At 67.4% G+C, this 20,755-nt stretch carries 18 protein-coding genes; 11 read left to right on the forward strand and 7 right to left on the reverse strand.

The features are described 5' to 3' along the window. Positions 1-293 precede the first annotated feature (293 nt). Positions 294-2,063 carry a type I secretion system permease/ATPase gene (locus ACCD06_RS26495; RefSeq protein WP_413344658.1) on the forward strand — a complete coding sequence of 590 codons (1,770 nt, stop codon included), beginning with the start codon at positions 294-296 and terminating at the stop codon, positions 2,061-2,063. 70 nt (positions 2,064-2,133) lie between these two features. Next, a complete protein-coding gene (locus ACCD06_RS26500) occupies positions 2,134-3,549 on the forward strand; it encodes an HlyD family type I secretion periplasmic adaptor subunit (RefSeq protein ID WP_413344660.1) in 1,416 nt (471 codons plus the stop codon). A gap of 275 nt (positions 3,550-3,824) precedes the next feature. Here the strand turns inward: ACCD06_RS26500 and ACCD06_RS26505 are convergent, their stop codons facing one another. After that, positions 3,825-4,154 carry a hypothetical protein gene (locus ACCD06_RS26505; protein ID WP_247874551.1) on the reverse strand — a complete coding sequence of 110 codons (330 nt, stop codon included), beginning with the start codon at positions 4,152-4,154 and terminating at the stop codon, positions 3,825-3,827. A 492-nt stretch (positions 4,155-4,646) separates the two neighbouring features. On the opposite strand from ACCD06_RS26505, the gene ACCD06_RS26510 reads away from it, so the two are divergent. The 3 genes from ACCD06_RS26510 to ACCD06_RS26520 all read left to right on the forward strand — a co-directional run bounded on the left by ACCD06_RS26510 (position 4,647) and on the right by ACCD06_RS26520 (position 9,358). Continuing rightward, the gene (locus ACCD06_RS26510; protein ID WP_143266440.1) at positions 4,647-6,386 is read left to right on the forward strand and encodes a PHA/PHB synthase family protein; all 1,740 of its coding nucleotides are present in this window, start codon (positions 4,647-4,649) and stop codon (positions 6,384-6,386) included. 413 nt (positions 6,387-6,799) lie between these two features. Then, a complete protein-coding gene (locus tag ACCD06_RS26515) occupies positions 6,800-8,845 on the forward strand; it encodes a serine/threonine protein kinase (protein ID WP_247871631.1) in 2,046 nt (681 codons plus the stop codon). 21 nt (positions 8,846-8,866) lie between these two features. Then, entirely contained in the window at positions 8,867-9,358 is a 492-nt protein-coding gene (locus tag ACCD06_RS26520) for a hypothetical protein (RefSeq protein WP_109152802.1), read from the forward strand. Between the two features lie 3 nt (positions 9,359-9,361). Here ACCD06_RS26520 and ACCD06_RS26525 read toward each other — a convergent pair whose 3' ends face one another. Continuing rightward, positions 9,362-9,490 (reverse strand): hypothetical protein, encoded by a 129-nt coding sequence (locus ACCD06_RS26525; protein WP_413344663.1) that lies wholly within the window; start codon positions 9,488-9,490, stop codon positions 9,362-9,364. 319 nt (positions 9,491-9,809) lie between these two features. Between ACCD06_RS26525 and ACCD06_RS26530 the strand changes: the two genes are divergently transcribed. Both ACCD06_RS26530 and ACCD06_RS26535 read left to right on the forward strand, forming a co-directional pair. Next, on the forward strand, positions 9,810-10,142 hold the full coding sequence (locus ACCD06_RS26530; protein WP_413344665.1) for a hypothetical protein: 333 nt from the start codon (positions 9,810-9,812) through the stop codon (positions 10,140-10,142). Positions 10,143-10,438: 296 nt separating this feature from the next. Next, entirely contained in the window at positions 10,439-12,091 is a 1,653-nt protein-coding gene (locus tag ACCD06_RS26535; protein ID WP_413344667.1) for an IS1182 family transposase, read from the forward strand. A gap of 28 nt (positions 12,092-12,119) precedes the next feature. Here the strand turns inward: ACCD06_RS26535 and ACCD06_RS26540 are convergent, their stop codons facing one another. Further along, positions 12,120-12,263: a hypothetical protein gene (locus tag ACCD06_RS26540; RefSeq protein WP_413344669.1), complete on the reverse strand. Its 144-nt coding sequence runs from the start codon at positions 12,261-12,263 to the stop codon at positions 12,120-12,122. After that, positions 12,260-12,997 carry an SDR family oxidoreductase gene (locus ACCD06_RS26545; protein WP_413344671.1) on the reverse strand — a complete coding sequence of 246 codons (738 nt, stop codon included), beginning with the start codon at positions 12,995-12,997 and terminating at the stop codon, positions 12,260-12,262. The genes ACCD06_RS26540 and ACCD06_RS26545 overlap by 4 nt, the downstream gene beginning before the upstream one ends. Before the next feature lie 122 nt (positions 12,998-13,119). On the opposite strand from ACCD06_RS26545, the gene ACCD06_RS26550 reads away from it, so the two are divergent. Further along, the gene (locus ACCD06_RS26550; RefSeq protein WP_413344673.1) at positions 13,120-14,088 is read left to right on the forward strand and encodes a LysR substrate-binding domain-containing protein; all 969 of its coding nucleotides are present in this window, start codon (positions 13,120-13,122) and stop codon (positions 14,086-14,088) included. A gap of 38 nt (positions 14,089-14,126) precedes the next feature. Further along, entirely contained in the window at positions 14,127-14,315 is a 189-nt protein-coding gene (locus ACCD06_RS26555; protein WP_247870804.1) for a hypothetical protein, read from the forward strand. Positions 14,316-14,335: 20 nt separating this feature from the next. On the opposite strand, the gene bla is transcribed toward ACCD06_RS26555, so the two are convergent. Then, on the reverse strand, positions 14,336-15,253 hold the full coding sequence (bla, locus tag ACCD06_RS26560) for a class A beta-lactamase (RefSeq protein WP_413344675.1): 918 nt from the start codon (positions 15,251-15,253) through the stop codon (positions 14,336-14,338). A gap of 163 nt (positions 15,254-15,416) precedes the next feature. Here bla and ACCD06_RS26565 point away from each other — a divergent pair, with 163 nt between their 5' ends. Then, on the forward strand, positions 15,417-15,653 hold the full coding sequence (locus ACCD06_RS26565; protein ID WP_109157367.1) for a hypothetical protein: 237 nt from the start codon (positions 15,417-15,419) through the stop codon (positions 15,651-15,653). A 98-nt stretch (positions 15,654-15,751) separates the two neighbouring features. Then, the gene (locus ACCD06_RS26570; RefSeq protein ID WP_109157372.1) at positions 15,752-16,135 is read left to right on the forward strand and encodes an ArsR/SmtB family transcription factor; all 384 of its coding nucleotides are present in this window, start codon (positions 15,752-15,754) and stop codon (positions 16,133-16,135) included. Positions 16,136-16,273: 138 nt separating this feature from the next. On the opposite strand, the gene ACCD06_RS26575 is transcribed toward ACCD06_RS26570, so the two are convergent. Then, a complete protein-coding gene (locus ACCD06_RS26575) occupies positions 16,274-19,561 on the reverse strand; it encodes an efflux RND transporter permease subunit (RefSeq protein ID WP_413344678.1) in 3,288 nt (1,095 codons plus the stop codon). Next, the gene (locus tag ACCD06_RS26580; protein WP_413344679.1) at positions 19,561-20,685 is read right to left on the reverse strand and encodes an efflux RND transporter periplasmic adaptor subunit; all 1,125 of its coding nucleotides are present in this window, start codon (positions 20,683-20,685) and stop codon (positions 19,561-19,563) included. Before ACCD06_RS26580 ends, ACCD06_RS26575 begins: the two co-directional genes overlap by 1 nt. Positions 20,686-20,755 lie beyond the last annotated feature (70 nt).

A 20,755-nucleotide genomic window follows, 5' to 3' on the forward strand; every position in this document is an offset into this window, starting at 1 on the left:
TCTTCTCCGGCTGTGGTTGGGGTGGACCGGCGGAATCGCCGCTGCGGGCCACGATACCGGCAATGCCCGGCCCCTCCAACCGGCCATAGGTCATGCGTCCCTGCCGGCCAGCGGGGCAAATCACCCCGAATGAACAAACAATACCGGAGTAGTCTTGCGCAAAAGTGGTGGCATCCGGTGGCAATCCTGTGACGTCCCCGAATGTTAAGGTCCCATTTACCAAGATGGCGTTCTCTGACCTCGCCTGCATCCAGTGGGCACTGCGCTGACCGGTGACAATTGGAGGGCTGTTCATGCCTGTTACTACCAAGTTCAACTCTTTGCGACAGCCCGGCAATGATAAGCCGGAAGCCGCTTTCAATCGCGGTTATTTCACCAGGATACTCGTTAGTACATTTATCTTCAGCGCCACCATCAACGCCCTGATGCTGGCCATGCCGCTTTATTCGCTTCAGGTGTTCAGCCGCGCCATTCCGTCCGGCAATTACGACACCCTGATCATGCTGACGCTGATCGTCGTGCTCGCGCTGACGCTGAGCGGCTTGCTGGAGATGGTGCGCTCCCGCCTGCTGGCCCGCGCCGGCAACGCGCTGGAGGTGCGCTGGCGCCGCCGGCTGACCGCCGACGCGCTGGACGCCGCCGGCCGCGGCCGTCCGGACAACGGTCCGCTCGCCGACCTGATGGAGCTGAAGGGCGCCTTCTCGCGTCCGTCGCTGCCGGCGCTGATGGATCTGCCCTGGGCTCCGCTCTACGTCATCGGCATCTACGTCATCCATCCGATGCTGGCGCTGGTGCTGGTGGTGTCGATGGCGATCATGGCGGTGATGGGCTGGATCGGCTACATGGCCGTCAAGGACATCAACGACGAGAGCAAGCTGCCGGCCAGCCGCGCCCAGAAGCTGTTCGAGGCGCTGGCCTCCCGCTCCGACACCGTGCGCGGCCTGCGCATGGGCAACGCCTCGCTGGATGCCGTCAACCGCGACTTCCTGACCGCCAGCGCCATGCAGGGCCAGGGCTATGAGCGCAGCGCCGCCATCGGCGCCGCCACCAAGTGGGTCCGCATGGTCCTGCAGATCGCTGTGACGGGCATCGGCGCCTGGCTGGTGATCGAGCAGCACCTGTCCTTCGGCGGCATGATCGCCACCTCGATGCTGGTTGGCCGCGGCCTCGCCCCGATCGAGCAGACCGCCGGCGCCTGGGGCGGGCTGGTCCGCTCCGCCCAGGCCGTCCGCCGCCTGCTGCCGCTGCTGAAGCGCCTGTCGCGTGAGCCGGAGCGTCCCTCCGTGCCCGTCGAGAGCGAGCGCCTGACCGTCGAGAACCTGCTGTTCGTCTCCCCCCGCGACCAGAAGCCGATCCTGCGCAGCGTCACCCTGTCGGTCGAGCCCGGCGAGACCGTCTGCATCGCCGGCCCCAACCGCTCGGGCAAGTCGGTTCTGGCCCGCCTGCTGGCCGGTGTCGCCCTGCCGTCGGCCGGTACGGTGCGGCTGGGCGGCCTGTCCGTCGCCACCCTGACCCCCGACAGCCCCGAACAGGGCATCGGCTACCTGCCGCAGCAGGTCGATCTCCTGCCCGGCAGCATCGCCGACAACATCGCCCGCTTCACCACCGCCACCCGTGAACAGGTGGAAGAGGCCGCCAAGGCCGTCGGCCTCCACGAGTGGATCGAAAGCCTGCCCATGGGCTACGAGACCGAGGTCAACGATCCGCTGTCCCCGATCACCGGCGCCAGCGCCCGCCTGATCGGCCTTGCCCGCGCCGCCTTCGGCCAGCCGCCGCTGCTGGTGCTGGACGAGCCGACCGCCGGCCTGGACGAGTTGGGCATCAAGGCGGTCCGCGCCTTCGTCGCGGCCTGCAAGGAGCGCGGGGCGACCACCATCGTCATGACCCACGCCCCGATCTTCGTCGACATGTCCGACCACACCTATGTCCTGAAGAACGGCATGGCGATGGAGCTGCCGCGTCCGGACCAGCAGCAGGCCCAGCCCGGCGCCGTCAACCTCGCCCGCCTTCGCAATCTCGGCCCTCAGGGTCCGTCCGCCGCCACGGCAGGGGCCGCCGGCTGACCGCCGGCACCGCCTCCAAGACCGACCATCCGGCTGAAGACGCCCGACCCGACAGAGCCAAGGAAGCCCCATGACCACGATGACCACGACGTTCCCCACCCCGCTGTCCGGTGACAACGGTTCCGAAACCCCCGCCGGCAAGCCGTCGCGCAAGACGGCGACCATCACCTCGATCCATGCGCTGCGGGCGACGATGCCGGAAACCAGCGTGCGCGGCCTGCTGTTGGGCGGCTTCCTGGTCCTGGCGGTCGGCTTCGGCGGCATGACCGGCTGGGCGGCGGTGGCCCCGCTGCACAGCGCGATCAGCGCGTCGGGCTCGCTGGCGCCGGAAACCGGCCGCAAGGTGGTGAAGAACACCGAAGGCGGCGTCATCAGCGCCATCCTGGTCCATGAGGGCGACCGGGTCGACGCCGGTCAGGTCCTGATGCGGCTGGACAACACCGAGGCGCAGACCCGCCTGGACATGCTGAACGCCGCGCTGTTCGACACGCTGGCCTCCGAAGCGCGCCTGTCGGCCGAGCTGTTCGAGAAGCCCGCCATCGAATGGCCGGCCGAGCTGGCCGCCCGCCGCGGCAAGGAGCCGGCGGTCGACAACGCCATGCAGAACCAGGAGAAGCTGTTCCAGGTCCGCCGCAACCAGCTGGAGACCGAGGCGAAGCTGACGCAGGACCGCATCGCCACGCTGGGCGACGAGGTGAAGAGCCTGGAGCAGCAGCGCGCCTTCCTGAACCGCGAGATCAAGCTGTCGGACGAGGACATCCAGATCACCCAGGGCCTGCTGGACCGCGGCAACTCCACCCGCACCAAGCTGGTGGCGGCGCAGAAGGAGAACGCGCAGCTCCACGCCCAGGACCACGAGCTGGAAGCCCGCATGTCGCAGTCGCGCCAGCAGGCGGTCGACGCCCAGGGCGATCTGGTCCGCCGCCGCAGCGACTTCCGCGAGAAGGTGCTGGTCGAGCTGGACAAGGCGCGCGGCGACGCCCAGAAGCTGGCCGAGCAGATCCGCGACGCCAAGAACCGCCTGGACAACCGCACCATCAAGGCGCCAGACGCCGGCAACGTCGTGATGTACGGCCACCCGGCCGTCGGCGGCACCATCACCGCCAACGAGCCGGTGCTGGACATCGTCCCCGACGACAAGGCCCTGCTGGCCGAGGTCCGCATCCAGCCGAAGGACATCAAGTCGATGGCCGTCGACCTGCCGGTGAAGGTGCAGCTGACCGCCTATGACAGCCGCGTCGTCGGCACCATCGACGGCACCGTCTCCTACGTCTCGGCCGACCGCCTGACCGACAACGCCACCCGCCAGGAATATTATCTGGCCCGCATCCGCCTGAAGGACGCGGATAGCCACGAGGTCCGCAACCTGAAGATCAAGGCCGGCATGCCGGTGGAAGCCCGCATCGTGCTCTCCGCCCGCACCCCGCTGGACTACCTGATCCAGCCGCTGCGCCAGTCCTACGTGAAGGCGTTCATCCAGGAGTGATGGGGGATGGGGGATGGGGGTGCGAGGTTAGACCCCCACCTATCCTCCCCCGCTCTCAGCGGACCTACGGTCCGCCTGCCGCGTCAGCACAAAGCAAAGCTTTGTGCGAGAGCTGGGCGGGGGAGGGACTGCCGCCACTCTCCCGCACAAGCACTTGCTCCCTCCCCTGCCCAGCGGGGGAGGGTTGGGGTGGGGGCATCGTCAGCCATCCCCTTCCCCACACACGAAAAAGCCCCCGGCCATCCGGCCGCGGGCTTTTTCTTTACCCAAAACCCTCAGCTCTTGCCCGGCTGCAGGTTGGGCTTCGGCGGTATGGGCAGCGGCTCCGGCATCTGGATCGCTTCCGTCTGCTCCCGCGTGCGGCGCGATGCCGCACGGTCCTCGGCGAGGCGGTCCATCGCCTGCTGGCGCTGCGCCTCGGTGGTCAGATCGGTCGGACGCGGCGGGACCGTCCCCAGGTTGGGGTAGTCGGTGCGCTCCCCGGTCATGTTGCGGATGGGCGACGAATTGTCGCTGACCGGCGAGGGCTCGCCGGTGACGGCCCCCAGAAGGCCGGTGTCCAGCGCCCGGTCGCTGCAGGCCGACAGCCCGAAAACCATTGGCATCGCTACGATTAGCGCGCCGACCGCCCGTCCGGCCGCCACGATGCCCCGAACGCCTTCCTGACTGCCCGTCACCATCATCCTTCCCCGTGTCTGGCCGCCACGCCACACTTGTGCGACGATCCGCGAAATGAAATGTTCACATCAGCGGTGTATGAGAGGTCCCGGATTTCTCCCGCACCGCACCAGAAGGTCGGACCGCCGCACGCCACCCACAGCGACATGGTGCAGAACACCCCCGGAGACCGCCACCGAAGACCATCGCCCGCAAGCCTGTATAGCCGCCCGTCCGCAAGGCCCAAAGCCCAATCTGGCGCAAGCCGGGCCATGAGGACCATGGTGGTCGACACGATGTGACCGAGACGACGCGACACCCGCCCAAAGAAGAAGGACCGTGCTCATGGCCGAGACCAAGGCCCCCCCCCAGGCTTCCACCCCGGCTTCCCCCAGGTGCCCGACGTCAAGCTTCCCGATCCGGTCGAGATGTCGCGGGCGATGACCCGCATCGCCGAACAGAGCCAGCGGCTGGTCTCCGAGTTCCTCGCGCGCCAGGCCTCCGACGGCGCCGGCCCGAAGAGCCCGGATCCGATGGGCGTCGGCCATGCCTTCCTGGAGATGACCACCCGCATGATGGCCGATCCGGCCAAGCTGATGCAGGCGCAGATGTCGCTGTGGCAGGACTACCTGACCCTGTGGCAGCGCACCACCCAGCGCTTCTTCGGGCAGGAGACGCAGCCGGTCATCGCGCCGGCCAAGGACGACCGCCGCTTCAAGGATGCCGCCTGGGACGAGAACACGCTGTTCGACTTCATCAAGCAGTCCTACCTGCTGAGCGCCCGGTGGATGCAGTCGACCGTCAATCAGGTCGACGGGCTGGACGACCACACCGCCAAGAAGGTCGATTTCTACACCCGCCAGTTCGTCGACGCGATGGCGCCCTCCAACTTCGTCATGACGAACCCGGAGGTGCTGCGCGCGACGATCGAGAGCGGCGGCGAGAATCTGGTCAAGGGGCTGGAGCATCTGCTGAAGGATCTGGAGCGCGGCAAGGGCGAGCTGCGCATCTCCATGACCGACTACGACGCCTTCCAGCTGGGCAAGAACATCGCGGTCACGCCGGGCAAGGTCGTCTTCCAGACCAGCCTGATGCAGCTGATCCAGTACACGCCGACCACGCCGGACGTGAACAAGCGCCCGCTGATGATCGTGCCGCCCTGGATCAACAAGTTCTACATCCTCGACCTGCGCGAGAAGAACAGCTTCATCAAATGGGCGGTCGACCAGGGCCACACCGTCTTCGTCCTGTCCTGGGTCAACCCTGACGAGACGCTGGCGGCCAAGGGCTTCGAGGACTACATGGTCGAAGGCCCGCTGGCCGCGCTCGACGCCATCGAGAAGGCGACCGGCGAGAAGGACGTGAACGCCATCGGCTATTGCCTGGGCGGCACGCTGCTGGCCTCGACGCTGGCCTACATGGCGGCCAAGAAGGACGACCGCATCAAGTCGGCCACCTTCTTCACCACCATGCTGGACTTCACCGAGGCCGGAGAGCTGTCGGTCTTCATCGACGAGGAGCAGCTGACCTTCATCGAAGGGCAGATGGCCGAGCAGGGCTATCTCGACGGCTCCAAGATGGCGACCACCTTCAACATGCTGCGCGCCAACGACCTGATCTGGTCGTTCGTCGTCAACAACTACCTGCTGGGCAAGGACCCGTTCCCGTTCGACCTGCTGTACTGGAACGGCGACAGCACCCGCATGCCGGCGGCGATGCACAGCTTCTATCTGCGCAACATGTACCAGAAGAACATGCTGGCGCAGCCGGGGGCGGTGACGCTGAAGGGCGTGCCGATCGACCTGGGCAAGGTCAAGGTCCCGACGCTGTTCCTGTCGGCCCGCGAGGACCACATCGCGCCGTGGAAGAGCACCTACAGCGGCGCCCAGCTGTTCAGCGGCCCGGTGAAGTTCGTGCTCGGCGCCTCCGGCCACATCGCCGGCGTCGTCAACCCGCCGGCGGCCAACAAGTACTGCTACTGGACCAGCGACAAGCTGGCCAAGACCTCCGACGAGTGGCTGGAGAAGGCGACCCAGACCCCCGGCTCCTGGTGGCCGGAATGGAACAAGTGGGTCGGCCAGTACGCCAACGGCAAGGTTCCCGCCCGCCAGCCCGGCGACGGCGCCCTGCCCGCCCTGGAAGACGCGCCGGGGTCCTACGTGAAGGTCAAGAACGGGTAACCGTTCCGTCGAGATATCCCCTCTTCCACTGTGGGCGAGGGGGACTGCTCAAGGGGTCGCTGAAAGGCGGCCCCTGCCTTTTTGGACCGTTCGGTTGTGCCGGCAAGATTTACACGGATGTCACGGATTTAGACACGGATTACACGGATTTTTTTAGCCTTGGCGACACCCCGCTTTTTCCGGGAGCCGCCGCCTCGGAACGCCGCATCCGTGAAATCCGTGTTTTAATCCGTGACATCCGTGTTGATCTTGCCCGCCGCTCCCGTACCCGACAAAGCTCCGACACCGCGGCGGGGGTTTTCCTTTCCGGTCCAATCCGATAGTGTTACGCACGCGCACGTTAAGGGTTTGTTTGCCCTTTTCACGCCACCTAAGGCTTGCGCACTTTCGCACGCCCCGGGGATCCGCCGTCCATGCCATCCGACGCCCAAACCGCCACGATGGGAGCCGCCACGGGGGCGATGGCGAACGCCGAAACGGTCAAGCTCGCCGAACGCTACGAGATCCAGCCGGGCGCGCCGATCCCGCTGCTGAACGCCGTCGGCGGCAACGCCTTCACCGCCAAGGCTCTGCGCGAAAAGCGGATCGAGCCCTTCGCCGTCATCTGTCACGCCTCGATCCTGCCGCGGATGGACATCTGCTCCACCGTCGGCAGCCTCGACAACGCCACCCACATGCGGCTGCTCGACTGGGGGCTGGTGGACTGGCCGCAGGACCGCGGGCGGCGCTATTGCCTGGTGTTCGAACGGCCGGGCGGCAAGCGGCTGATGGGGTCGCTGACCGACACGCTGGACCCGATGCCGGAAGACCAGCTGACCCGGCAGATCATCCACCCGCTGGTCTCGGCGCTGAAAGAGCTGTCGAGCCGCGGCGTCGTCCATGGCGCGATCCGCCCGACCAACCTGTTCTACCGCGATCTGGCCGGCGGCGGGCTGATGCTGGGCGATTGCGTGTCGGCGCAGCCCGGCTACGGCCAGCCGGTCCTGCTGGAGACGATCGAGCGCGGCATGGCCAACCCGGCCGGGCGCGGCACCGGCACCATGGCCGACGACCTCTATTCGCTGGGCGTCACCCTGCTGATCCTGGCGCTCGGCCGAAACCCGCTGTCCGGCCTGGACGACGAGGCGGTGCTGCAGGCGAAGCTGGAGCGCGGCTCCTATCCGGCGCTGGTCCAGCAGCACCGTCTGCCTCTGGCGATCAACGAGGTGGTGCGCGGCCTGCTGGTGGACGATCCGAAGCAGCGCTGGACCCTGAACGACCTCGATCTGTGGGTGGCCGGCCGCCGGCTCAGCCCGAAACAACCGCAGATTTCCCGCCGCGCCGCCCGGCCGCTGGAATTCCAGGGGTCGGAATACTGGCATTGCCGCACGCTGGCCCGCGCCTTCGCCCGCCATGCCCCCGCCGCCGCCTCCGTCATCGAAAGCGGCGAGCTGGACAAGTGGCTGCGCCGGTCGATGGGCGACGACGTGCGGGCGGAGGCGGTCAACAACGCGATCCAGACCGCCTCCAGCGGCAAGGGCGGCACCCAGGGCGACCGGCTGGTCGCCCGCGTCTGCATCGCGCTCGACCCCGCCGCCCCCATCCGCTACCGCGGCCGGGCGATGATGCCGGACGGCATCGCCACCATGCTGGCCGACGCCTTCATGCGCGGCGAATCCCCCCAGGCGGTGGCGGAGGTGATCGCCAACCAGCTGCCGATGTTCTGGGTCAACGTCCAGACCGACTTCAAGCCGGAATTCGTGCCGCTGGTGCAGAGTTTCGACCAGCTGCGCGGCTTCCTCGACCGCTCCAGCCACGGGCTGGGGGTGGAGCGCGTGCTGTACGAGATGAACCCGACCATGCCCTGCATGAGCGGTCTGGTCGCCAAGCAGCTGCCGACCTCGCCGGCCGAGTTGCTGCGGGCGCTGGACTGGATCGCCGCCGGGGGCGAGCGGCACAAGGACCCAATCGACCGCCAGATCGCCGCCTTCCTGGGCGCCCGGCACAAGCGCGGTGACGAGCTGCTCTACACCCAGCTCGGCAGCGGGGTGGAGCCGATGCGGCGCGTCATCGCCATGCTGACCATCCTGTCCGACATCCAGGCCCGCACCGGGGTCGATGGGCTGACCCATCTGGCCAGCTGGGTGGTGGCTCTGCTCGACCCCGCCTTCCGCCGCTTCCACAACCGGCCGCAGCAGCAGGAGGTGCGCAAGATGGCAGACGCCGCCGCGCACAACGGACGGCTGACCGAACTGCTGAAGGTGGTGGACGATCCCGAATCGCTGCGCCGCGACCGGCTGGAATTCGAGGCGGCGCAGATCGCCTACCGCGAGGCCGATGCGGAGATGGACAAGATCCGCCACACCATCGCCGACCGCAATTCCATCATCGAAACGTCGGGCCGGCAGGTCGCCGCCATCGCGTCCAGCCTGCTGTCGACCGTACTGGTCGCCGGCATCATCCTGTTCTTCGCCTTCTGACCGGAAAACGGGGGGATCGCCATGGCGCGCAAGAAGAAGAAAAAGGGCGGCGGCCTCACGCTGATCCTGCTGATCATCCCGGCGGCGCTGATCGTGCTGCCGACCACCATCCTGTTCGGCATCGGCATGATCCCGACCATCGTCGCCTATGTCGTCGACCGCGACCCAGACAAATCGGCGCCGATCACCGTCGGCGGGCTGAATTTCTGCGGCTGCATGCCCTTCGCCATCGATCTGTGGAAGCACCAGCACACCATCGGCGCCGCAGCGAAGGTGTTCGCCGACCCGCTGGCCTGGCTGGTGATGTACAGCGCCGCCGCTGTCGGCTGGGGCCTCTATTACGGCATCCCGCCGCTGGTCGCCGGGATGGAGGTCACCCGCGCCGAAAAGCGGGTGGAGGTGCTGAAGCAGAAGAAGGTGGCGCTGGTCCAGGAATGGGGGCCGGACGTCGCCGGCGATTATTTCGACGAGTCCGGCGGCATGGAGCCCGACGCCGAGATGGAAGGCGCCTGAGCCTCAATCGGTGGAATCGACCGCCGGATAATCGGTGTAGCCCGTCGCCCCGCCGCCGAACAGGCTGTCGGCGCGGAATTCCGCCAGCAGGATCGCCGATGGAGCCGGTGGCTTCGCCCCGCCATCGAACATCGGATGCGACACCCGCCCGGTATGCCAGAGCTGCGCGACGTTACACCCGCCGCGCTGGGGCCGACTTGGGTCGCCTCGGTCACGATCAGCCCGGCGCCGGCGCGTCACGCATTTTAGGGATCTCAGTGGCATTGGAACAGAAAGTCCGTTTCAAGTCTCTGGTGTTGCAAAAATGGCAAAAGCATGCGGCTTCCGCAAGTTAAGTGGCGCTAAATGTTGCTACACCCTTTATGGTTGCTTAGACTGTTGCTAAGCTCCTTGCCCGCTTCGCCGATCGGCAAAATTTGGGTGGAACGACACAGGAGGCTAGAGGTTTTTAATGCAGAAAAACGATACAGAAGTTCTGGATTACATATCCTCCGGAGCGAAGGATTTTTATTCCGCAGGTACGTCCTTCTCGACAGTTGGGTGTGCAGCTGTTGTTGCATTTGTCTGGGGAGCGATGAGCGAGGTCTACCCTCCATCCACACATAAAGTATATGGTCTGATAATCTCCTTCATTATTGTTTTTGCATATGCTCTAATTATTCCAGAGCCGAAAGGATATCCAAACGCTGGAAAGCTTCGAATTACCATATCTGAACTTATGTTTGGTTTCATAAATAGCTTCGTTGTTTTCAGTACAGCCATTGCGCTGAAGGCATTAACGTAGAGGTGTGGCAATATTGAATCAATTGTATATCTACCACCCCGCTGGAAATCACCTGTTTGCCGACATGGGATAACGTTGAATCGCCCGACTGTTCCAATACCTCAGATTCGCAGACGGAAAACCCTGTCGGATTGATCGGCTGTACGGAAACCAGCGCAGAGAAGTTTTCCGTACAGCCATCCCTGCTCTATCGGACTTTCTGTTCCGTTGCTGACACTGTTGGCGAAATCCGGGGCCTCAGCACGGCCTGGTAACGGCGGCTGTTGAGGAGACATCCTCAATAAAGGGGGCCGATCATGTCGCTCAAGCCGCAGCCCATTCCGCCGGTGCCCGAGACGACCGCGACCGTCGCGCGGGCCGCCTTTCCCAAGGGCACGACCGTTCTCCGCCTCCGCGACGAGCTGGGGACGATCTACCAGGACGAACTGTTCGCCACCTTGTACCCCGAGCGGGGCCAACCGGCGGCGGCGCCGTGGCGGTTGGCGCTGGTCTCGGTGCTGCAGTTTCTGGAAGACCTGCCCGACCGGCAGGCGGCTGATGCCGTGCGCGGGCGGATCGACTGGAAGTACGCTCTCAGCTTGGATCTCACCGATCCGGGCTTCGACTTTTCCGTACTGAGCGAGTTCCGTGACCGACTGGTCGCCGGAGAGCAAGAGATGCTGTTGCTGGAGACTCTGCTGGTTCGGCTCAAGGAGGCCGGATTGGTCAAGCCCGGTGGCCGGCAGCGCTCCGATTCCACTCACGTCCTGGCCGCCATCCGTGGGCTCAACCGGCTGGAAACGGTCGGCGAGACATTGCGGGCCGCGTTGAACAGCCTGGCCGAGGTGGCACCGGCCTGGTTGACCGAGTGGATCGCTCCCGACTGGTTCGAGCGCTATGGCCGCCGGGTCGAGGAGTATCGGCTGCCCAAGGGCGAGACGGCACGGACCGCCTTGGCCGAGCGGATCGGCCGGGACGGCCATCAGATCCTGGCGGCGGTCTACGCTCCGGGCGCTCCGACCGGCCTGCACGCCCTGCCGGCGGTCCAGGCGTTGCGCCGGACCTGGGTTCACCAGTTCTACGTCGAGGATGAGCAGGTCCGCTGGCGGACCGCGGCCGAGTTGCCGCCGGCTGGCCAACGCCATGACTCGCCCTATGACGTGGAGGCGCGCTACGCCAACAAACGCAGCGTGACCTGGGTCGGGTATAAGGTCCATCTGACCGAGACCTGCGATGCCGGAGCGCCCCACCTGATCACACACGTCGAGACCACGCCGGCGCCGGTCAGCGACATCGATCGTACCGCCCCCATTCACGAAGCTCTGGTGGCGCGAGATCTGGCACCTGCGGTGCATTTTCTCGATGCCGGTTACGTCGATGCCCCGTTGCTGCTGGCCAGTCAGGCCGAGCACGGGATCGAGATAGTGGGGCCAGTCCGTCCCGACGCCAGTTGGCAGGGCAAGACGCGCCAAGCCTACGACCTGGGCACCTTCATCATCGGCTGGAACACCCGAACCGTGACCTGTCCGCAGGGTCAGACCGCCACATCCTGGGTGCCGAAGACGGACCATTGGGGTAACGCGGTCATCCACGTCAAATTTCCCGTCCGGGCGTGCACCGCTTGCCCAGCACGGACGCTCTGCACCCAGGCCAAGACCAGCCCACGGAATCTCACCTTCCGACCACGCGCCGAACATGAAGCGCTTCAGGACGCGCGCCGTCAGCAAGAAACGGAGGAATGGCGCCGTCGCTACGCGACCCGTGCCGGGGTCGAGAGCACGCTGGCCCAAGCCCTGCAACTCTTCGATCTGCGGCACTGCCGGTACATCGGGCTGGCCAAGACGCGGTTGCAGCACGTCCTGACCGCCGTCGCCCTCAACATCGTCCGCCTGGAAGCTTGGTGGACTGACCGACCCCTGGCCAAAACCCGTATCTCCCGTTTCGCCGCTCTCCAGCTATCCACGGCATAGGCCCCAATTTCGCCAACAGTGTCCGTTGCTACTCGAACGCATAATAGGCCGGGGCGAGATCCGACGGCACCTCGTCCTCGCCGGCGCGGGCACGGGTCATCGGCGCCATGACGATGCGATTGGGCAGCTCCAGCCCGCCCAGCCGGTAGGGGGAAAACAAGGACCCGCTCACAGCAAGCCTCCGCCATCGACGTCGATCACCGATCCGGTGACGAAAGCCGTGGTCACCGCGAACAGGAAGGCCGCAGCCACCTCCTCCGCGCGGCCGACACGGCCGACCGGCAGCCCGCCCCCGACCTTCGCAAAGAAGGCGTCGCGCCCGTCCGCCGGGATGGCCCGCCAGTTCTCCGTCGCCGTCACGCCCGGCGACACCACATTGACCCGCAGCGGCGCCAGCTCCTTCGCCAGCGACTTGCCCAACGCCTCGACGGCGGCGTTCATCACCGTCTTGGCCAGAGACCCGACACTCGCCTTGCGCGACAGCAGGCCGGAGGTCAGCGTCACCGACCCGTCCGGCGCCAGATGCGGCAGCGCCGCCTGGACCGCGTCGGCCGCACCCCACAGCTTCACCTCGAAAGCCCGCCGGGCGGCGGCGAGGTCGAGCTGCGCGAAGGCGGGGGACCCGATCTGCGGCCCGGCGGTCACCACCAGATGGTCGAGGCTGCCGACGCTGCGGAACAGGGCGTCCAGGCTGCGGCGGTCTCCCAGGTCGGCGACCAGCCCCTCGACCCCCAAGGCCTCGGCGGCGATGCGGGTCCTCACCGCGTCATGGCCGGCGATGACCACCCGCGCCCCTTGCCCGCGCGCCGCCGCGGCCACCGCCCGGCCGATGCCGGACCCGCCGCCGATGACGACCACGCTGCGATCCGCCAGCGATGCGGCACCGGCCGCTGTTTCGATTGTCATGGGAAAATCTCCTGAGGCCGGGCGGCGGCGCCGTCCCTCTTGCCTTGAACCTGATTGTCTCCCTCGGCGCCTTGGCGGATAATCCCGGGAGTTTTTGAGATATTGCCAAACGAGATTTGACAATGATCGCGCTCGACGACCTTCGCCTGCTGCTTGCCGTCGCGGAGCATGGCAACCTGTCGGCGGCGGCGCGGCAGCTCGGCCTGCTGCCGGCGACGGCGAGCGCCGCGTTGAAACGGATTGAGCAGGCGCTGGGCGCCCGCCTGTTCGAACGGTCGACGCGCAGCGTCCGCCCGACCGATGCCGGCGCCGCCTATCTCGCCAGTTGCCGGCAGGCTCTGGAACAGCTGGATGCGGCGGCCGAACGGCTGGCCGGCGACCGCAGCCGCTTCGCCGGGCCGGTGCGGCTGGCGGCGCCATCGGACTTCGGCCGGACGATCCTGCGCCCGTGGCTCGACGAGTTCCACGACCGGCATCCGGCCATCCGCATCACCCTGCTGCTGGGCGATCATCTGGCCGACCTGCTGCGCGACGATCTCGACTGCGCGCTGCGCTATGGCGCCCTGCCGGACTCCGCCTTCGTCCGGCGGCGGATGGCACCGTCACGCCGGGTGCCGGTGGCCTCGCCCGCCTATCTGGAGGCGCACGGCACCCCCACCATGCCGGAGGATCTGCGCGGCCATCGCTGCCTTGTCCTGCTGCGCGGCCGGGAGCCGCTGAACCGCTGGCGCTTCGCCGGGCCGGCGGGCGAGCGCAGCATCGTCGTGGAGGCCGACCGCGCCACCGACGACGGCGCGGTGCTGCGCGACTGGGCGCTGGCCGGCTGCGGCATCGCCCACAAATCCTGGCTTGATGTCGCCGCCGACGTCACCGCCGGACGCCTGCGTCCGCTGCTGACGGACTGGAGCGACGAGGATTCCCCGCTCCAGCTGCTGTTCGCCTCCGGCCGTCGCCGCCCCTTGCGGGTCGACGCGCTGGCCGACCATCTCGCCGGCCGGATCGCCGCCTATGCCGCCGCCCATCCTTTCCCGGCCCGTCAGCAAGGATCGGCCGTCGGTGATCTTGCAACCGACACCATCGCCGGTGCATGATCGGCGGCGAAGGTCGCAAGGTCGGCCATGAGGGTCGGATGTTCAGCGTCAGCCAGGATGAAGCCGCCGCAATCCAGAAGGCGTTTCACGAAAGCGGCGAGTGGGCGGCGGTCGCCGAGTTGCGGCGGCATTTTCACATTCAGGACAATGTGAACGCCCTGAACGCCGTGCGGTCCATCGTGCGATGGGCCCAGCCGCCGCAACCGACGCCGGCATCTCCCGCCTGACCCTACTCGCTTGAAGGGCCTCAGCCGATCAGGCCGGCAACCGCCCGCGCCACCTCGGCATGGATGGAGTCCTGCTGCTTGAAGCCCTCCGCCGTCTGGGTCAGGTAGCAGGCGACCAGCAGCGGCGCACGGCCCTCCGGCCAGACGATGGCGATGTCGTTGGCGGTGCCGTTGGTGCCGGTCCCCGTCTTGTCCCCCACCCGCCAGCCGGCCGGCAGCCCGGCGCGCAGGCGCTTGTCGCCGGTCTTGTTGGCGACCATCCAGTCGATCAGTTGCCGGCGGGAGTCCGGCCGCAGCACGTCGCCGACCAGGATGCGTTCCATGCTGCGCACCATGGCGGCCGGCGTGGTGGTGTCGCGCGGATCGCCGGGGATGGCAGTGTTCAGCGTCGGTTCGTTGCGGTCCAGCCGGGTGGTCTTGTCGCCGATGCCCCGCATGAAGGCGGTCAGGCCGGCCGGATTGCCGATCCCCGGCAGCAGCAGGTTGGCCGCGACATTGTCGCTGAGCGTCATCGCCGCCTCGCACAGTTCGGCCACCGTCGGCGGCGCGCCGTTCAGCCGGGTTTCGGCGAAGGGGGCATAGGGCACCAGATCGGCCTTGGTCACCGGGATCCGCCGGTCCAGCCGGTCCTTGCCCTGGTCCACAGCCTTCAGCACGGCGGCAGCCAATAGAAATTTGAAGGTGCTGCACATCGGGAACCGCTCGTCCCCGCGCCAGCCATGCAGCTTGCCGTTTGCGGTATCGAGCACCGCGACGCCAAGCCGGCCGCCGCTGCGCGCTTCCAGCTCCGTCATCTTTCCGGCCAGCGCGTCGCTGCCGGACGCGTTGCCAGCCTTGCTCTTCTTGCCTTCCGCAGCCTGCGCCCCAGCCACCGCCCCTGCCGCCGACAGCAGCAGGACCCCGCCCGTCGCCGCCAGGAATCCCCGTCTTCCGATCATCTCCAACCCCGTTTTCCGCTGTTTCGATGGCCGGACGATAAAAAGCCGGGGGTGCGCGAACAAACGAGCTTTCCTCGCGGAAGCCCCAAATTAAACTTATGCCTTGCTTTGGCGGCGCCATGGCAGGCTATGGACCGCTGCGGATGTGGGAGGGAGCAGGTCGATGCCTTTGCGTCAGGAGATGGAAACGGACCGCTTCGAGGCGACGGCCGAGGACGGCAGCACCCATGCCGTGGTCGAGACGACCAGTTTCATCCAGATGGTGACCTTCCGCGGCCCGGCCGGCTGGGTTCCGGAGAGCAAGAGCTATCGCCTCGACGGCGGCGAGCCGGTCGAGCCGACGCCGGATGGCAGCTTCCGCATCGCCGCGTCGGGCCTGTCGCTGCGGCGGATCGGCTGAGCCGCCATGCGGCCGACAAATCCCTTGAACCCACTCTGCCAGGGGTTATATTAGTTTACCCTAATTTGCAGACTTCCGACGGCAGGATGGTCCAGGCGATGACCTCAACGCTGGGCGATACAGCACTCAATACCCCCGATTTCGAGGCTGCCGATTTCGAAGCGCGCGCCGCGGAGGCGGAAGGCTTCCTGCGCTCCATCGCCAGTCGCCATCGGCTGATGATCCTGTGCAGCCTTCTGGAGGGCGAGATGCAGGTGGGCGAACTGGTGCGCCGCCTCGGCCTGTCGCAATCCAACCTGTCCCAGCATCTCGCCAAGCTGCGCGAGGAGGGTTTGGTCGCCACCCGCCGGCAGGGCACCGCGATCCATTACCGCATCGGCTCCGACCGGGTGCGGCCGATCCTGGGCGACCTCTACCACCTGTTCTGCGCGTCCGAAATCCCCCTCTCCCCCCCGCTCACGCGCAAACGAAGTTTGCGCTGACGCGACAGGCGGACCTCCGGTCCGCCGAAAGCGGGGAGAGGGTCGGGGTGAGGGGGATGCACGGCGGGACCCTTGTGAAAATCCTGCAACGCACCCCCCTCACCCTAACCCTCTCCCCGGGGGGGAGAGGGGACTCCCTCACGTCCCCACCAGTTCCCTCGCCGCCACGGCCTTTTCCTGCGGCGTCTCTGCCGTCTCCCCCCGCTGCGGCGGCGGGGTGGGCGCGTCGCCGCGCAGCACGACGTAGATCGCCGGGATCACCAGCACGGTCAGCAGCGTCGAACTGAGCAGCCCGAACAGCAGCGAGATCGCCAGCCCCTGGAAGATCGGGTCGGTCAGGATGAAGGCGGCGCCGATCATCGCGGCGACCGCCGTCAGCAGGATCGGCTTGAAGCGGATCGCCCCCGCCTCCAGCACCGCCTCGCGCACGCTCATCCCGCGCTCCCGCAGGTGGCGGATGAAGTCCACCAGCAGGATGGAGTTGCGGACGATGATACCGGCCAGCGCGATGAAGCCGATCATCGAGGTCGCGGTGAAGGCCGCCCCGAACAGCCAGTGGCCGAGCACGATGCCGATCAGCGTCAGAGGCACCGGCACCAGGATCACCAGCGGAAGCTTGAAGCTGCCGAACTGGCCGACCACCAGCAGATAGATGCCGAGGATCGCCACGCCGAAGGCCGCCCCCATGTCGCGGAAGGTGACATAGGTGATCTCCCACTCGCCCTCCCACAGCAGCGCCGGCTTGCTCTGGTCCTCGGGCTGGCCGTGCAGCAGGATCTCCGGTTCCGCGCCCAGACCGGCAGCCTTCCAATCGACCTGCTTCAAGCGGTCCTGCACCGCCAGCATGCCGTAGATCGGCGCCTCGAACCGGCCGGCGAGGTCGGCCATCACCATCTCGGCATAGCGGCCGTTGCGGCGGAACAGCGGGTAGGAGGCCGGCTCCCGCGTCATCGTGACGAGATCGCCCAGTTCCACCGTGCCGCGCGTGCCCGGCACCGGGGTGGCGAGGATGCGTTCGGACAGGAACAGGCCGGATTTCGGCAGCTGCACCGCGATCTCGATCGGATTGCGCCCGGCGCCGCGATGGGAATAGCCGACCGGCACGCCGCCGACCAGCGCCTGCAGCGTGTCGTAGACCGCCTGTTCCTCGACGCCATGGAACTCCAGGCTTTCATGGTCGAGCGCGAAGCGCAGCCGCTCGCCGGGCGGCCGGACCGTGTTGTCGACGTCGACGATGAAGTCCACGCTGCGGAAGGCGTCCTCGACGATGTGCGCCGCCTTCTGCCGTGTCGCCGCATCGGGGCCATAGACCTCGACCAGCAGGGTGGAGAGCACCGGCGGGCCGGGCGGCACCTCGACCACCTTGACCGTCGTGCCGTCCGGCACCGCAACGGATTTCAGCCGGGCGCGGACGTCGAGCGCGATCTCGTGGCTGTTGCGGCTGCGCTCGCCCTTCGGCGCGAGGTTCACCTGCAGGTCGCCCTGCTCCGGCTGGTCGCGCAGGTAGTAATGCCGGACAAGGCCGTTGAAGTTGAAGGGAGAGGCGGTACCGCTGTAGGCCTGGACGCTCTCCAGCTCCGGCAGGTCGCCAATCGCCCGCGCCGCGGTCAGCAGCACGCGCTCGGTCTCCTCCGGCGAGGCGCCGCGCGGCAGATCGACGACGACCTGCAGTTCCGACTTGTTGTCGAAGGGCAGCAGCTTCACCGCCACGTCCTTGGTATAGAACAGCGTGGTCGAGGCCAGGGTCGCGACGCCGACCACCAGCAGGAAGGTCCAGGCCCGACGCTTGCTGCGGATCAGCGGCCGTGCCACCGCCAGATACATCCGTCCCAGCGCGCCGCCGCCCTCGTGGCCGCCACCATGTCCTGACTCATGTCCGGCAGCCGGCGTCTCGCCGGGCCGCAGCTTCACCATCAGCCAGGGCGTCAGCACCATGGCGACGAAGAAGCTGAACACCATCGCCGCCGACGCGTTGGCGGGGATCGGGCTCATGTACGGCCCCATCAGGCCGGACACGAACATCATCGGCAGCAGCGCGGCGATGACGGTCAGGGTGGCGACGATGGTGGGGTTGCCGACCTCGGCCACCGCCTCGATGGCGGCCTGCACCTTGGACCGGCCGTCCTTCATTGCCCAATGACGATCGATGTTCTCGACCACGACGATGGCGTCGTCCACCAGGATGCCGATGGAGAAGATCAGGGCGAACAAACTGACCCGGTTGATGGTGTAGCCCATCAGCCAGGACGCGAACATGGTCAGCAGGATGGTCGTCGGAATGACGATCAGCGTCACGATGCCCTCGCGCCAGCCGATGGCCAGCACGATCAGCGCGACGATGGTGACGGTGGCGAGCGCCAGATGGAACAGCAGCTCGTTCACCTTTTCGTTGGCGGTCTCGCCGTAATTGCGGGTGACGGTCAGCGTCAGGCCCTTCGGCAGCGACTCACTCTCGATGGCGTGGACGCGCTCCAGCACGCGCTCGGCGATGGTGACGGCGTTGGCGCCGGCCCGCTTGGCGATGGCCAGCGTGACGGCCGGGGTGCGGACCAGCCCGCCCTTGCCGTCCGGCGTCATCGTCCAGGCCATGCTGTCGTCGGGCCGCGAGCCGACGACGATGTCGGCCACGTCCTTGACATAGACCGGGCGTCCGTCGCGGGTGGTCACCAGCAGCAGGCCGATGTCGGCGGTGCCCTGCAGGGTCTGTCCCGCCACCACCGGCAGGCTGCCGCCCTGTGCCCGCACCGATCCGACGATGAAGGACCGGTTGGCGTTCTTCACCTTGTCGACCAACTGGTTCAGCGTCACCCCGAACAGCGCCAGCTTTTCCGGATCGGGCTCCACCCGGATCTGGTCGGGCCGGCCGCCGACGATGTAGCTCTTGCCGACATCCTCGACCTGGACCAGTTGGGCCAGCAGTTCGTCGGCGACGCCGTGCAGCGCGGTATCGGTCCAGCGCCCCGCCTCGTCCGGCTTGGGCGCCAGCGTCAGGGTCAGGATCGCCACGTCGTTGATGCCGCGCCCGACGATCAATGGTTCCGGAATGCCGAGCGGGATGCGGTTCATGTTGGCGCGCACCTTCTCGTGCACGCGCAGGATGGCGTCGTCGGAAGAGGTGCCGACCAGGAAGCGGGCGGTCACCACCACCCGGTCGTCCATGGTCTGGCTGTAGGTGTGCTCGACCCCGTCGATGCCTTTGACGATCTCCTCCAGCGGCTTGGTCACCAGCTCGACCGCATCGTCGGCCTTCAGCCCGTCGGCGCGGACCAGGATGTCCACCATCGGCACGCTGATCTGCGGTTCCTCCTCGCGCGGCAGCGACATCAGCGCGACGGCGCCGACCACCAGCGAGGCCAGCAGCAGCAGGGGGGTCAGGGGCGAGCGGATGAAGGTCCGCGTCAACACCCCGGAAATGCCGAGCTTCATCACACGCCCTCCGGCCGGACGATCACGTCGCCCGGCTTCAATCCCGACAGCACCTCGATCCCGCCGGGCTGGCCGTCCAGCGCCGGGATCGGTCCGCCGACCTGCACCGGCGTTTCGCTTCCGTCGGCCAGCCGCAGGAAATCGGTGCCGAAGCGGCGGACGATCCAGTCCGGCGGCACCACGATGGCTTGCCGTGTGCCGGTCGCCACATAGACGCGCACCCGCTCGCCGACGAAGAAGTCGCCCAGCCCGGTGACGGTGGCGTCGGCGACCACCTGCCCGCCCGACAGTTCCGGATACACCTGCCGCACGGTGCCGCGCTTCAACGCGGTTTCACCAACCGGAGCGGCAGCCTGCGGAGTGGCAGCCTGTGGCGTGGCCGGCGCCAGCCCGCGGTTGCCGACCAGCACCGGGTCGCCCTCATGCATGAAGCGGGCATGGCGCTCCGGCAGATGCAGGCGCAGCACATAGGTTTCCGTGGCGATGCTCGCCACCGTCTCGCCGGGGACCACCACCGCGCCGTCGATCACCTTGACCTGCAGGATGCGGCCGTTGGCCGGGGCCAGCACCTCGCCCTCGCGCAGCTGCTGCTCGACCACCGCCCGCTCCGCCTTCATGGCGGCGATCTGGGCGCGGGCGACGTCCACCGCCGACTGCGCGTCGTCCAGCCGCTGCTGCGTGCCCGTGCCGCTGGCGCGCAGGCGCTGCGCCCGGTCCAGCTCCAGTTCGGCCTGATGCTGCTGCGCCTGCAAAGCCTGGATGCGCGCGTCCAGCGAGACGATCTGCAACGGCAGCTTTGGGTCGCGGACGGTGGCGAGCAGCTGGCCGGTGGTGACCTTGTCCCCTTCCTTCACCTTCAGCTCGGCGATGGTGCCGCCGATGCGGGTGCGGGCCAGCGTCTCGTGGACGCTTTCCACCGTGGCGTAGACGGCCTTCAGATCCTCCACCGGGCGGGGCTGGATGGTGATGCTGGCAGGTAGCTCCGACTTCACCGTCGCCTTCACCTCCGCCTGCGGGGCCGTCTGCTGGGCGCGCGCGCCCGGCGGGAAGCCGGCGACGCACAGCAGGGCCAGGGCGAGGGCGAGGGGGGCGGCCAGAATGGCTGGAGAGGATCGACGGGACATTGGGCCACCTCGAACGGCAGGAACGGACGGATAGGTGCGGCGGACGCCTGTTGACCTTTAATTTAGAATA

Source organism: Azospirillum sp. CT11-132, from assembly GCF_047302835.1.
Classification (GTDB): Bacteria; Pseudomonadota; Alphaproteobacteria; order Azospirillales; family Azospirillaceae; genus Azospirillum.

Bases quoted from the DNA above. Each gene is read 5' to 3' on its own strand.
- ACCD06_RS26495 (WP_413344658.1), top strand. From the start codon at position 294: ATGCCTGTTACTACCAAGTTCAACTCTTTGCGACAGCCCGGCAATGAT.
- ACCD06_RS26500 (WP_413344660.1), top strand. From the start codon at position 2,134: ATGACCACGATGACCACGACGTTCCCCACCCCGCTGTCCGGTGACAAC.
- ACCD06_RS26505 (WP_247874551.1), bottom strand. From the start codon at position 4,154: ATGCCAATGGTTTTCGGGCTGTCGGCCTGCAGCGACCGGGCGCTGGAC.
- ACCD06_RS26510 (WP_143266440.1), top strand. From the start codon at position 4,647: ATGACCCGCATCGCCGAACAGAGCCAGCGGCTGGTCTCCGAGTTCCTC.
- ACCD06_RS26515 (WP_247871631.1), top strand. From the start codon at position 6,800: ATGCCATCCGACGCCCAAACCGCCACGATGGGAGCCGCCACGGGGGCG.
- ACCD06_RS26520 (WP_109152802.1), top strand. From the start codon at position 8,867: ATGGCGCGCAAGAAGAAGAAAAAGGGCGGCGGCCTCACGCTGATCCTG.
- ACCD06_RS26525 (WP_413344663.1), bottom strand. From the start codon at position 9,490: ATGTTCGATGGCGGGGCGAAGCCACCGGCTCCATCGGCGATCCTGCTG.
- ACCD06_RS26530 (WP_413344665.1), top strand. From the start codon at position 9,810: ATGCAGAAAAACGATACAGAAGTTCTGGATTACATATCCTCCGGAGCG.
- ACCD06_RS26535 (WP_413344667.1), top strand. From the start codon at position 10,439: ATGTCGCTCAAGCCGCAGCCCATTCCGCCGGTGCCCGAGACGACCGCG.
- ACCD06_RS26545 (WP_413344671.1), bottom strand. From the start codon at position 12,997: ATGACAATCGAAACAGCGGCCGGTGCCGCATCGCTGGCGGATCGCAGC.
- ACCD06_RS26550 (WP_413344673.1), top strand. From the start codon at position 13,120: ATGATCGCGCTCGACGACCTTCGCCTGCTGCTTGCCGTCGCGGAGCAT.
- ACCD06_RS26555 (WP_247870804.1), top strand. From the start codon at position 14,127: ATGTTCAGCGTCAGCCAGGATGAAGCCGCCGCAATCCAGAAGGCGTTT.
- bla (WP_413344675.1), bottom strand. From the start codon at position 15,253: ATGATCGGAAGACGGGGATTCCTGGCGGCGACGGGCGGGGTCCTGCTG.
- ACCD06_RS26565 (WP_109157367.1), top strand. From the start codon at position 15,417: ATGCCTTTGCGTCAGGAGATGGAAACGGACCGCTTCGAGGCGACGGCC.
- ACCD06_RS26570 (WP_109157372.1), top strand. From the start codon at position 15,752: ATGACCTCAACGCTGGGCGATACAGCACTCAATACCCCCGATTTCGAG.
- ACCD06_RS26575 (WP_413344678.1), bottom strand. From the start codon at position 19,561: ATGAAGCTCGGCATTTCCGGGGTGTTGACGCGGACCTTCATCCGCTCG.
- ACCD06_RS26580 (WP_413344679.1), bottom strand. From the start codon at position 20,685: ATGTCCCGTCGATCCTCTCCAGCCATTCTGGCCGCCCCCCTCGCCCTC.